Source organism: Kluyvera sp. (assembly GCF_965301105.1).
In genome coordinates this window covers 1-10,623 of the sequence record NZ_CBDKZX010000102.1, presented here as the reverse complement: position 1 = coordinate 10,623, position 10,623 = coordinate 1, and the positions used below count along the sequence as shown (strand labels likewise).

The following is a 10,623-nucleotide window of genomic DNA, read 5'->3' as shown; positions in this document are numbered from 1 at the left end:
ACAACGACTTCCTGAACTTCTCCGGCGAAAGCCTGCAGGGTTGGGGCTACTGCGTATTTGCTGAAGTGGTTGAAGGCATGGACGTGGTTGACAAGATCAAAGGCGTTTCTACCGGCCGCAGCGGTATGCATCAGGACGTTCCAAAAGAAGACGTTGTGATTACAAGCGTGACCGTCAGCGAGTAATCGGTGGCGACACTCTTTATTGCAGATTTGCATCTGCAAACGGAAGAACCGGCGATTACCGCCGGTTTTCTGCGTTTTTTGCACGGTGAAGCTCGTCAGGCCGACGCGTTGTACATCCTTGGCGACCTGTTTGAAGCCTGGATTGGCGACGACGACCCCAACCCGCTACATCGTGAAATGGCCGTTGCCATTAAATCGCTGGTTGATTCCGGCGTCCCCTGCTTCTTTATTCACGGCAACCGTGATTTCCTGATTGGCAAACGCTTCGCCCGCGAGAGCGGCATGCAGTTGCTGCCTGAAGAACAGGTACTGACGCTTTATGGCCGCCGGGTGCTGATTATGCACGGCGACACGCTATGTACCGACGATCCGGGCTATCTCGCGTTTCGCGCCAAAGTACACACCCCGTGGATCCAGAAACTGTTCCTCGCCCTGCCGCTGTTTATCCGCCGCCGTATTGCGCAGAAGATGCGCAGTGACAGCAAGGCCGCCAACAGCAGCAAATCGATGGAAATCATGGATGTGAACCCGCGGGCGGTGGTTGCGGTGATGGAAAAGCATCAGGTGCAGTGGCTGATTCACGGCCATACCCATCGCCCGGATATCCACACGCTAAGCGCCAACGGCGCGCAGGCGCATCGCGTGGTGCTCGGCGCATGGCATACCCACGGTTCAATGGTCAAAGTGACCGAGGAAGACGTTGAGCTGATCCCCTTCCCGTTTTAATTTTTCCGCCGTAATCAGCCGTCCCACGGCGACGCAACCGTTTTCCTTGCCCATTTTCCGTGTTATTCTCTGTGGCCTCTAACGTCGTGTGCAGCACACCCACAGGAGTTTTCAGACGCATGTCTTCCCGCAATAATCCGGCACGTATCGCCATCGTGATGGGGTCCAAAAGCGACTGGGCTACCATGCAGTTCGCCGCAGAAATCCTCGATATTCTGAACGTACCTCACCATGTTGAAGTGGTTTCCGCCCACCGCACGCCCGATAAACTGTTCAGCTTCGCCGAAGACGCCGAAAGCAACGGTTATCAGGTGATTATTGCCGGTGCCGGCGGCGCTGCGCACTTACCCGGAATGATTGCCGCCAAAACGCTGGTCCCGGTATTGGGTGTCCCCGTCCAGAGCGCCGCATTAAGCGGTGTCGATAGCCTCTACTCCATCGTGCAGATGCCGCGCGGAATTCCGGTCGGTACGCTGGCGATTGGTAAAGCCGGTGCCGCTAACGCCGCCCTGCTCGCCGCGCAGATTCTGGCTCAGCACGACGCGGAACTGCATCAGCGCATCGCCGACTGGCGTAAAGCGCAAACCGATGAAGTGCTGGATAACCCGGACCCGCGAGGTGCCGCATGAAGCAGGTCTGCGTGCTGGGCAACGGGCAGCTAGGTCGTATGCTGCGCCAGGCCGGTGAGCCGCTGGGCATCGCCGTCTGGCCGGTCGGTTTAGAAGCCGACCCTGCCGCCGTGCCGTTTCAGCAGAGTGTGATCACCGCTGAAATCGAGCGCTGGCCGGAAACCGCCCTCACTCGCGAGCTGGCGGAGCACACCGCGTTTGTGAACCGTGACGTTTTCCCGATCATTGCCGACCGTCTGACGCAAAAGCAGCTGTTCGATAAGCTCAATCTGGCAACCGCGCCGTGGCAACTGCTGGCCCGCGCCGATGAGTGGCCTGGCGTTTTTGACCGTCTGGGCGAGCTGGCGATCGTTAAGCGCCGCACCGGCGGCTACGATGGCCGCGGCCAGTGGCGTCTGCGCAAAGACGACACCGCGCAGCTGCCGGACGAATGCTATGGCGAATGCATCGTTGAGCAGGGCATTAACTTCTCCGGCGAAGTGTCGCTGGTTGGCGCCCGAGCCCACGACGGCAGCACCGTATTCTATCCGCTGACGCATAACCTGCATCAGGACGGCATTCTGCGCATGAGCGTCGCCTTCCCGCAGGCCGACGCCCAGCAGCAGGCGCAGGCGGAAGCCATGCTCAGCGCCATTATGCAGGAGCTGAACTACGTTGGCGTGATGGCGATGGAGTGCTTCGTCACCCCTGGCGGTCTGCTGATCAACGAGCTGGCGCCCCGCGTACACAACAGCGGCCACTGGACGCAAAACGGCGCGTCCATCAGCCAGTTCGAGCTGCATCTACGCGCCATTACCGACCTGCCGCTGCCGCCGCCGGTGGTCAACAGCCCGTCGGTGATGGTCAACCTGATTGGTTCCGATCTGAACTACGACTGGCTGAAGCTGCCGCTGGTGCACCTGCACTGGTACGACAAAGAGGTACGACCGGGCCGTAAAGTAGGCCATCTCAACCTCAACGACAGCGATACAGGCCGCCTGAGCGCGACGCTGGAAGCGCTGGTGCCGCTGCTGCCGGGTGAATACGCCAGCGGCATTGCCTGGGCGCAAACGCGTCTGAAATAGGCCTTTCGTGCCGGGGAAAGTATCTAACGCTTCCCCGGCCCCCTCCTTGAAGCGTAAAATCCTGCCCTGACCGCCTTACCCCCACTTTGTTAGAGAAGGATTGCCCATGAAAAATGGGACGGATTACTGCGCTATTCTGCGCGCAGAAACGCCCATCATTGACGTTCGCGCGCCGGTTGAGTTTGCGCATGGCGCGATGCCCGCCGCCGTCAACCTGCCGTTAATGAACGATCAAGAGCGCGCTGCCGTTGGTACCTGTTATAAACGTCAGGGGCCGGAAGCCGCGCTGGCACTGGGGCACGAACTGGTCTCCGGCGAAACGCGCCAGCAACGCATCGCCGCGTGGCTGGAGGCCTGTCGGCAGTCGCCGCAGGGCTATCTGTGCTGCGCGCGCGGCGGGCAGCGTTCGCATATCACACAAAGCTGGATTAAGGCCGAAGGCATTGACTATCCGCTGATCGTCGGCGGCTACAAGGCGCTGCGCCAGGCGGCGATGCAGGCCACGGAAGAGCTGGTGCGCCACCCGATCGTGCTGATCGGCGGCTGCACCGGCAATGGCAAAACGCCGCTGGTCCGCCAGCAGCCGCAGGGGATCGACCTTGAAGGGCTGGCGCATCATCGCGGTTCATCGTTTGGCCGCACGCTTGATGCGCAGTTTTCACAGGCCACCTTTGAGAACCATCTGGCCACGGCGCTGCTCAAAGGGGCACATCAACAGGAGCGCGTTCGCTGGGTGCTGGAAGATGAAGGCCGGATGATCGGCGCGAATCATCTGCCGGAATGTCTGCGGGATCGGATGGCCGAGTCGCCGATCGCGGTAGTGGAAGATCCGTTCGTTCTGCGTCTTGAGCGCCTGCGTGAAGAGTATTTCACCCGCATGCATCACGATTTCCTCGCCGCCTATGGCGAAGAAAAGGGCTGGCTGGAGTACTGTGAATACCTGCATCACGGCCTGTTCGCCATTCGCCGTCGTCTGGGGTTACAGCGCTTTGCTGAACTGACGGCGACGCTCGACGACGCGCTGGCCGAACAGCAGCGCAGCGGCTCCACCGAGGCGCACTTCGCCTGGCTGGTGCCGCTGCTGAACGAGTATTACGACCCGATGTACCGCTATCAGCTAGAGAAAAAAGCCGACAAGATTGTCTTTCGCGGCACATCGGAAGCGGTCGTCCACTGGCTGGCTACGCACGCTTAAGCTTTAAATAGCCAGCAGGCCGCAAAGTGACGCGGCGCGATCTCCTGCATTGGCGGCTCCTGCTGCTGGCACTGCGGCATGACATGCGGGCAACGGCTGCAAAATCGGCAGCCGCGAATGTCCGCCGTCGGGCTCGGAATCTCGCCCTTCAGCCCGCCTTCCTCCAGTTGCCGCACGCGTGGATCAGGCACCGGTACCGACGCCAGTAGCGCCTGGGTATACGGGTGCGCGGGCCGCTGATACAGTTCTCCGGCAGGCGCGACTTCGACCAGCTTCCCGAGATACATCACCCCAATGCGGCTGGAAATATGCCGCACCATCGACAGATCGTGGGCAATGAACAGATAGGTCAGCCCCAACTCCTGCTGGAGATCCTGTAGGATGTTGACCACCTGCGCCTGTACCGATACGTCCAGCGCCGACAGCGGTTCGTCGCACAGCACAAACTCCGGATTCACCGACAACGCACGGGCAATGCTGATACGCTGGCGCTGGCCGCCGCTAAACTCATGCGGGAAGCGCGTCAGATGCTCGGATTTCAGGCCGACTTTGTCGAGCATTTCCGCCGCGCGTTCACGCTGGGTCTGCGCATCATAGCCATGAATCTTCATCGGCTCCGCCACCAGCTGCTGCACCGTCATGCCGGGGTTCAGCGACGACCACGGGTCCTGAAATATCGCCTGCATCCGGCGGCGTAGCGGCTTAAGGGTTTTCTCCGACGCTTGGGCAATCTCCTGCCCGGCAAAGGCAATGTCACCGGAAGTAATGTCGAACAGGCGTAAAATGGCGCGCCCGACCGTCGATTTGCCACAGCCTGACTCCCCCACCAGGCCGAATGTCTCCCCCGGCTGAATATCAAAGCTGACGCCATCCACCGCTTTCACCAGCCGTTTGGGGCCTAACAACCCACCGTTCAGCGCATAGTGTTTACGTACCTCGCGCAGACGAATTAACGGTAACTCGCTCATGCCGATGCCTCCTGTTCCAGCCATAACCAACATGCCACTCGATGCCCCTCACCGCAGGAATAAAACGCGGGCGGACGCGCGCACTGCGGCCGACGATGCGCGCAACGCTCGGCAAACGGGCAGCCCGGCGGCGGGTTTAACAGACCGGGCGGTGAGCCTTCAATGGGCGACAGCCGATGCTCCGGGTCGTCGGCACGCGGTAAAGAGGCCAGTAGCCCTTGTGTATAGGGATGCGCCGGGCGCAGGAAGATATCGTCGACCTTCCCTTCTTCCATCACCTGCCCGCCGTACATCACCACCACGCGGCTGCACATTTGCGCCACCACGCCAAGGTCGTGGGTGATCAGCAGGATAGCGGTCTGCGTCTGTTGCTGTAGCGACTTCAGCAGCCGCAGAATTTGCGCCTGGATGGTCACATCCAGCGCGGTGGTGGGCTCATCGGCAATCAACAGCTGCGGGTGACAGGAGAGCGCGATGGCAATCATCACGCGCTGACGCATCCCGCCGCTGAACTCATGCGGATACTGTTCAAAGCGTCGCGCCGCATCGGCGATACCGACGCTATCGAGCATCGCCAGCGCTTTCGCTTTTGCCGCCCGGCGGTCCAGCCCCTGATTGCGCATCAGAATTTCGCTCATCTGACGGCCAATGGTCAGCACCGGATTCAGCGCCGTCATCGGGTCCTGGAAAATCATCGCAATCTCACTGCCGCGAATCCGCCGCATCTGTTGCGGCGTTTTCTCCGCCAGGTCATCGCCGCGAAAACGAATGCTGCCGCCGGTAATTTTGCCGTTATTACCCAGCAGCTGGAGAATCGATTTACAGGTGACGCTCTTACCGCATCCGGATTCTCCGACAATGCCGACCAGTTCCCCGGCGTTCAACGAAAAACTGACGCCACGCACCGCGTGTACTTCACCCTCGCGGGTGAAGAAAGAAGTGTGCAGGTTGGTAATCTCCAGCAGGTTACTCATCGCGGTTGGCTCCCGGTTCAAAGGCGGTACGGAAAACGTCGCCCAGCACGTTAAAGCTGAACACGGTCAGCAGAATCAGAATCCCCGGGAACATCGCCAGCCAGGATGCTTCGCCAATATACGACTGCGCATTGTTCAGCATGCTGCCCCATGATGCCGCGGGCTGCTGTACGCCGAGGCCAAGGAAGCTCAGCGTCGACTCCATCAGGATTGCCGAAGCGATGTTTAGCGTGGCGGCCACAATAATTGTCGGCAGCACGCCGGGAATAATATGGCGGGCAATAATACGCAGCGGATGTTCGCCGGAAGCGCGCGCGTACAGGACATATTCACGCTCCTTAATCGACAGCGTTTCCGCACGCACCAGCCGCGACATATTCATCCACGTCAGCAGGCTGATAATCAGAATGATGTTGTCCACGCCCGGCTTCAGATAGGCGTTCAGCACCAGCAGCAGGAAGAAAGCGGGAATCGCCATCAGAATATCAACGGCGCGCATCAGCAAATTATCCAGCCAGCCGCCAAAGTAGCCGCTAATCGTGCCCACCAGCGTGCCAATCAGCGTGGAAAACAGCATCGCCAGGAAGCCGACCAGCAGGGAAATTCGCCCGCCCCACAGCGCACGGGTAAAATAGTCGCGGCCATATTCATCGGTGCCGAACCAATGGCTGGCATCGGGCGGAAGCATCCGCGAGGCCAGTGACATCTGGTCCGGGTCGTAAGGGGTCAATCCCGCGCACAGCGCCGCGAGAATAAAAATAAACAGTACCAACAGCGAAAACTGCGCCGGACGATTGCGGCGAAGCTGATGGCGTACGTTTTGCCAGCGTCTGGTCATCGTGGCTACCTCAATGTACGGATGCGGGGATCGGCGAAGCGATACAGCAGATCGGCCAGCAGGTTGCCAACGATCAGCATCAGTGACGACAGCAGGATAATCGCCATGATCAGCGGGTAGTCCAGCGAGGTGATCGCCTGGATCCCGAGCAGCCCCATCCCCGGCCAGGAGAAGACGCTCTCGGTGACATAGGCTCCCACCACCAGTTCGCCAAACGACAAGCCAAACAGCGTAATCACCGGCAGCAGCACGTTTTTCAGCACATGACGGAACAGAATAGTGCGGTAGGTCGCCCCATAGGCGAGCTGCGTTTGCACGTAATCCGCCGAGAGCTGGCTAATGGTGTTGGAGCGTACGTAACGCACGTAAGTCGAGAGGTTGTAAAAAGTCAGCGCAATGCACGGCAACACGCCGTGGCGCGCCACGTCCAGCCAGCTGTCCTCAATGCCAATAGTGCGCATCCCCATACTGGGAAACCAGTTGAGCTGAACGGCAAACACGGTAATCAGCAGGATACCAAACCAGAAAATGGGTACCGAAATGCCGATATAGGCAAACAGGTTCAGCACGTAGTCCAGCCAGCGGTGCTTAAATGCCCCGGCCAGCAGTCCCAGCGGCACCGCCAGGACGATAGCCAGCAGCAGCGATGCTCCCATCAGACCAAGGGTGGCGGGGATCCGTTCGACAATCATCTCCAGCACCGGGCGATGGTATATCAGCGAATAGCCCAGATCGCCACGCAGGATATTTTTCAGCCAGATGAGATACTGGGTGACCAGCGGTTTATCCAGCCCCAGGCTGTGGCGGATATGCGCAATGTCTTCCGGCGACATGCGCGGCGTTATGTAGGCCGCAACCGGGTCACCAGGGGCGAGTTTAACCAGCAAAAACGCCACCAGCGAGATAAAGAAAAGCATCGGCAACAGCTGCAGCAGCCGACGAGTCAACATAGTGTTCACGACATTCCCTTCACAAAAAGCCCCCGCAAGCGGGGGCTAAAAATACTTATTTTTGATAGAGCTTCGATAAATCCTGGAACATATAAACCGGCTTCGGCTCTGCTTCCTGAGTGCCGCCGAAACGTTTATCAACCGCCACCACCGCGTTGGTGTAGGCAATCGGATAGTAGGTCATGTCCGTCGCCACCACCTGCTGGATTTGCTTATAGATTTCACCGCGTTTGGCGCTATCGGTTTCAATGGCGCCTTTATCCCACAGGGCATCGAACTGTGGATTTTTATAGTGCGCGTAGTTGTAGGCTTCGTTGCTCATAAACAGCGATTTGTAGCCATCCGGCTCGGCACCCATGATGTAACCGCCCAGGCTCAGTTCATAGGCGGTGTTGTTCATGTCCAGGCTGCGCTGGGACATAGCGTTGGCGTCCAGCGGCATCAGCTCGACGTTGATCCCCAGCGCTTTCAGCTGCTGCTGGATATACAGCCCCATGCTCTCCTGGGTTTTATTGGTGTTGATATAGGCTAAACGCAGCTTCAGGTCGTTCGGCGCGCCGGACGCTTTCAGCAGCGCTTTCGCTTTATCCAGATCGTAAGCGTACTGATCCACATCGTCAGAATGGTACAGCGTGTCCGGCGTCAGGAATGAGGTTGCCGGTTTAGCGTAGTCCAGCGACGTGAAGGCCGTCGTCACCAGATCGTTTTTGTTGATGGCATAGGCAATGGCCTGACGCAGGTCTTTGCTCTGCATCGCCGGTACGTTCTGGTTAAAGGTCATGTAAGCCAGACGCCCTTCCGGGTAAACCACGAAGTTAAATTTATCGGTTTTTTGCAGGCGGGTGACGTCCTGTGGGTCGACCATCTTCAGGTTGATCTCGCCGTTTTGCAGCGCAAGGTTTGCCGAATTGCTGTCTTTCGCAAAGCGATAGGTCACCGAATCGAGCTTCGCTTTGCCGTTCCAGTAGTCGTCAAAGCGGGTGAGCGCATAGTACTGACCCGCGCGGTACTCTTTGAATTTGAACGGCCCGGAGCCTACCGGCGCATCGTTTTTCGCGCTTTTTTCCAGATCGCTTTCGTTAGCGAACACGTGCTGCGGGATCGGGTAGATCTGCACCAGCGTGCCAACAAACGCGGCGCTGACCTGCGGCAAGGTAAATTTCACCGTTAAATCATCGACCTTGCTCACCTGCACCGGCTTGCCGCCGAACATAAACATACTGCGGAAGAAGCTGTGCTGCTTTTCATCCAGCAGTTTGTTGAAGGTGAAGACCACGTCGTCGGCGGTGATCGGCTGACCGTCCTGCCATTTCAGGTTAGGCTTGAGCTTCAGGGTATAGCTGAGGTTATCGGCGGAAGGCTCAAGGCTTTCAGCCAGGCCCCACTCGACTTTCCCGTCGTTGTAGCTGTAGAGCGGCGCGTACAGCGCCTGCATAATAGTGAGGGTCGTGCGATCGCTGGCATAAATCGGGTTCACCGCCAGCGGATCGCCGCTGGTAATACCGATAATCAGCGAACCGCCCTCTTTCGGCGCGCTGTCGCTGCTGGCCGCGGGAACCGCGGCGGTTTCTTTATTTTTTGCATCATCACAGCCGCTTAAACCCAACGCGAGTGAAATTAACGCCGCGGGAACAAATAAATTACGCATACCTCATTAACTCCTTACCCTTAAATTTTTAATTCTTTCAAAGAAATAAATAACTGGACTGGCGCATTTAAGATATTTCACAAGCTTTTCATTACGCAGGATTTTATTTGCATCCCGTTTTATTTTTAACGCGCTATATTTGCCCGGACAATCATTGCCAGGCAATTGAATTCTATTCACTTTGCCAATCTGTTCACACTTCCAACAGCACGAAAATAAAGCCAGCATTATCAAGAAGATAATTCCGGTAAGAGCCATTAAAAACGAATAAAAACAGGAAAATGAACGTTGGGGATTATAACCAGCTGATGTGTAACAAAAAAGCGGGAAGCGCGGCGAGAGTTAGATGTTATTTAACTAAGGAAAGATAAAAATAAACTAAGCAAAGGGCGGCAAGGCCGCCCTTTTGACGATTAGAAATCGTAACGCAGACGGACCAGGTTCATATCGCCCAGATCGTCGGTGCTGGAGGTAAACACGTGTTCGTAGTCCACGCGGAAACCGTAATCCAGTTGGAAGCTGATACCCACGCCGTTATCGATGCGCTGGTAGTTGCGGCCATTCACGTATTCAATACGGTCACCCATAAAGTATGGCTGAACGGATTTAAGCGCGTACTGGCCCACCGGGATTTTGTAGCCCGCGAAGTATTCAATACCCCACGCATCGCCCGCGAAGTAATCGTGAACGGAGGATTTTTTGGTGGTCATAAAGTTCTGATACCAGCCGCCGCCAACGGAGAACGTCCAGTTATCCGGCGTCCAGCTCAGCGCCGTACCCACGATGTTCTGATCGTAAGTTTTACCGTCGTTGTTGTAGGTGGTATTCATATCCGCACGGGTATAGTTCCATGCCGTACCCCAGGAGAGGTCGTCGGTGATATGGTAATCCACACCCAGTGAACCGCCGCCTTTACGTTTGTACAGCAGACCGTTGTTGAGGTTCAAATCATCGCTGAACAGATAAGACACGTAGAGATCAACATCGCCTACCGTTTTCTTATACTTCAGTGATTTACGGGTACGATAAGAACCATCGTAGTCGCCGTTGATACCGTTACCCGGCGCCTGACCAATCATGTCATAGTCCCAGATATCGGTTTTCGCACCGACCACATCGTAGTAGATGCTGTTTTGTTGACCGAAGGTCAGCGTACCCCAGGTATCGCTCTTCAGGCCGGTGTAGAGCATACGACGAGTCGTGTCGTTGGCGCCTTCAGCGTAGTGGTTATCCCAGTCGAAGACTGCCGGAATGTTCACGCCCAGTTCGTAGTAGCTGATCCAGCTAATGTCATCGAACAGGTAGTAATCCGCGGCGAAGCGGAACCGCGTGCCGCCGTCGAAACCGTTACGTTTGTAAGAGCCTTTGTCACCATCGCCGGTCATCATGTTGAACTGCGGACGAATACTCCCGCCCACGGTGAAGTTCAGACGGCTAAGCGGGTTC

11 protein-coding genes are annotated in these 10,623 nt (G+C 57.3%); 5 read left to right on the top strand and 6 right to left on the bottom strand.

Going from position 1 to position 10,623, the window contains the following annotated elements; genetic code table 11:
* The 5 genes from ACW14G_RS20655 to mnmH all read left to right on the top strand — a co-directional run.
* A partial coding sequence (locus ACW14G_RS20655; protein ID WP_455648750.1) for a peptidylprolyl isomerase occupies nucleotides 1–185 on the top strand: 185 nt, incomplete at its 5' end.
* Between the two features lie 3 nt (nucleotides 186–188).
* Entirely contained in the window at nucleotides 189–911 is a 723-nt protein-coding gene (gene lpxH / locus ACW14G_RS20650) for a UDP-2,3-diacylglucosamine diphosphatase (RefSeq protein WP_249022194.1), read from the top strand.
* A gap of 119 nt (nucleotides 912–1,030) precedes the next feature.
* Nucleotides 1,031–1,540, top strand: coding sequence for a 5-(carboxyamino)imidazole ribonucleotide mutase (purE, locus tag ACW14G_RS20645; RefSeq protein ID WP_163445981.1), 510 nt, complete (start codon nucleotides 1,031–1,033; stop codon nucleotides 1,538–1,540).
* Nucleotides 1,537–2,604 carry a 5-(carboxyamino)imidazole ribonucleotide synthase gene (gene purK, locus ACW14G_RS20640; protein ID WP_223804066.1) on the top strand — a complete coding sequence of 356 codons (1,068 nt, stop codon included), beginning with the start codon at nucleotides 1,537–1,539 and terminating at the stop codon, nucleotides 2,602–2,604. Before purE ends, purK begins: the two co-directional genes overlap by 4 nt.
* Nucleotides 2,605–2,710: 106 nt before the next feature.
* Entirely contained in the window at nucleotides 2,711–3,799 is a 1,089-nt protein-coding gene (gene mnmH / locus ACW14G_RS20635) for a tRNA 2-selenouridine(34) synthase MnmH (protein ID WP_249022195.1), read from the top strand.
* Here the strand turns inward: mnmH and ACW14G_RS20630 are convergent.
* The 6 genes from ACW14G_RS20630 to ACW14G_RS20605 all read right to left on the bottom strand — a co-directional run.
* Nucleotides 3,796–4,767 (bottom strand): ABC transporter ATP-binding protein, encoded by a 972-nt coding sequence (locus tag ACW14G_RS20630; RefSeq protein ID WP_223804065.1) that lies wholly within the window; start codon nucleotides 4,765–4,767, stop codon nucleotides 3,796–3,798. The genes mnmH and ACW14G_RS20630 overlap by 4 nt on opposite strands.
* Nucleotides 4,764–5,741 (bottom strand): ABC transporter ATP-binding protein, encoded by a 978-nt coding sequence (locus tag ACW14G_RS20625; protein WP_167576450.1) that lies wholly within the window; start codon nucleotides 5,739–5,741, stop codon nucleotides 4,764–4,766. Before ACW14G_RS20625 ends, ACW14G_RS20630 begins: the two co-directional genes overlap by 4 nt.
* Nucleotides 5,734–6,579, bottom strand: coding sequence for an ABC transporter permease (locus ACW14G_RS20620; RefSeq protein WP_249022196.1), 846 nt, complete (start codon nucleotides 6,577–6,579; stop codon nucleotides 5,734–5,736). The genes ACW14G_RS20625 and ACW14G_RS20620 overlap by 8 nt, the downstream gene beginning before the upstream one ends.
* A gap of 5 nt (nucleotides 6,580–6,584) precedes the next feature.
* Nucleotides 6,585–7,529, bottom strand: a complete 945-nt coding sequence (locus ACW14G_RS20615; protein WP_223804155.1) for an ABC transporter permease — start codon at nucleotides 7,527–7,529, stop codon at nucleotides 6,585–6,587.
* A 55-nt stretch (nucleotides 7,530–7,584) separates the two neighbouring features.
* Nucleotides 7,585–9,177 (bottom strand): ABC transporter substrate-binding protein, encoded by a 1,593-nt coding sequence (locus tag ACW14G_RS20610; protein WP_249022197.1) that lies wholly within the window; start codon nucleotides 9,175–9,177, stop codon nucleotides 7,585–7,587.
* A gap of 413 nt (nucleotides 9,178–9,590) precedes the next feature.
* A partial coding sequence (locus ACW14G_RS20605) for a porin (RefSeq protein WP_455648749.1) occupies nucleotides 9,591–10,623 on the bottom strand: 1,033 nt, incomplete at its 5' end.